General features: G+C 33.0%; 1 protein-coding gene and 1 pseudogene. One reads left to right on the forward strand and one right to left on the reverse strand.

What is annotated here, in order from left to right; all coding sequences use genetic code 11:
* The first annotated feature begins 92 nt into the window (after window positions 1-92).
* Window positions 93-1,316 carry an IS256 family transposase gene (locus BR82_RS0114440; protein ID WP_027090732.1) on the forward strand — a complete coding sequence of 408 codons (1,224 nt, stop codon included), beginning with the start codon at window positions 93-95 and terminating at the stop codon, window positions 1,314-1,316.
* A gap of 231 nt (window positions 1,317-1,547) precedes the next feature.
* On the opposite strand, the pseudogene BR82_RS17520 reads toward BR82_RS0114440, so the two are convergent.
* Window positions 1,548-1,964: pseudogene (locus tag BR82_RS17520) on the reverse strand (hypothetical protein); the annotation flags it as partial.

A 1,964-nucleotide genomic window follows, 5' to 3' on the forward strand; every position in this document is an offset into this window, starting at 1 on the left:
ATTTATGAATAACAGAAAAGATGGCTGTTTTTACTTTAACAACCATCTTATCTTAATTCAATGATTTTTCATTTTCTCTTAACTTAATACCATTGCCAAAAACAGTAGCTTTAGCTCAACAAATTATTGATACTTATAATCCACAATCAGCACAGGATATGGATGAAGCTTTAAAAGATATTTTTGGACCATTATTTGAATCAATGCTTCAGGGAGAAATGAACAACCATCTTGGTTATGCATCTAACAGTAAAGAAGAAAAAAAGACATTAAACAGAAGAAATGGTTATTCTCCTAAAAAAATAAAAACATCAAGAGGAGAATTAGATATTAATATACCTAGAGACAGGGAGGCATCTTTTGAACCGCAAATTATTCCTAAGAGAACGAGAGATGTTTCGGACATTGAAAATAAAGTCATCTCAATGTATGCAAAAGGAATGTCTCAAAGAGATATATCAACCACAATTGAAGATATCTATGGATTTTCGGTTTCTCATGAAATGATTTCCGATATAACCGATGCTATCATTCCTGAACTGGAAAACTGGCAAAACCGACCACTATCTCAATGTTATGCATTCTTGTTTGTCGACTGTTTATATGTGACAGTAAGAAATGATTATGAGGTAAAGGAATACGCTGTATATGCTGTTTTAGGCTATGACATCAATGGAAACAAGGAAATACTGGGGTTATGGTTAAACGAGACAGAAAGCAAGCATAAATGGATGCAGATTTTTGATGAAATCAAAGCGAGAGGTGTGGAAGATGTTTTCTTTATATCTATGGATGGTGTTAGTGGACTTGAAGATGGTGCGAAAGCAATATTTCCCAATGTTGTGGTACAAAGATGTATTGTCCACCTTATAAGGAATTCTATTAAATATGTCCCAAGCAAGGATTATAAGCGATTTACACAATCATTGAAAAAAGTTTATGGGGCTCCTAGTTTAAAGGCGGCCAAAAGCGCATTTGAAACATTTAAGAATGAGTGGAGACAATATCCGGGAGCAGTTGATGTATGGGAAAGGAACATTCATCATGTAGAACAGCTGTTTGATTATGGATCAGCCATCAGAAAAGTTATGTATACAACCAATGCAATTGAAAGTGTCAATTCAAGTTTTAGAAAGGTCATAAAAAAAGGAGCATTTCCAAATGAGACAGCGGTATTAAAAGTGTTATATTTAAGAGTTCTTGAATTATCGAAAAAATGGTCAGGTGGGCGTGTATCAAATTGGGCAATGGTTATGAATCAATTAATGATGGATGATAGATTCTCAACAAGAATCCAAAAATATTTAGAAAAATAAAATGACCTATATATACTCGATATAAGTCATTTCTATAGTTCTTTGACAATTTAATAAAATTACTTACACAAATTTCTTGACATTCCCTTCTCGATTCAAAAAGCAAATTTTGTGTTTTTCACTAAAATAATTTTATATAAAAAATATACAAAATGAACTTATCCATTTAGGATAAGTTCATAACTTTGGTCAATTGTGGGGTTTTGAGAAGTGTAAAGAAATGCTGGCTCTTTATATATTATCTATTTTTTGTTTAAGAGTTTCAAACTCTTCATCATAGGCATATTCAAATATCATTTCAAGCTGTTTTTCGTCTAATTCAGCAACCCATTTCGCACAATCAATATGATAGCGCTTTTTTAATATTCTAATACATGTTTCTCTATTTTTTTGAAGAATTGCGTTTTTTCCAATCTCAATACCCTGTTCAACTCCTTCTTCTCGTCCAATTTCAATGCCTTGTTCAATGCCCTGCTCGATTCCCTGTTCGATACCTTTTTTGATTCCTTCTTCGATCCTTTTAGCTGTCTTTTCTTCACGTTCCATCTCTAACGATTCAGTTCTAAGCTTCGCTAACGCTAACTGGTTCGCTAATGACCATATCGGCTCATTGCTTCTAAACTTGTCATACATCTTTATCACCATCTC

This window comes from Thomasclavelia saccharogumia DSM 17460 (assembly GCF_000686665.1).
GTDB classification, from domain to species: Bacteria; Bacillota_I; Bacilli_A; order Erysipelotrichales; family Coprobacillaceae; genus Thomasclavelia; species Thomasclavelia saccharogumia.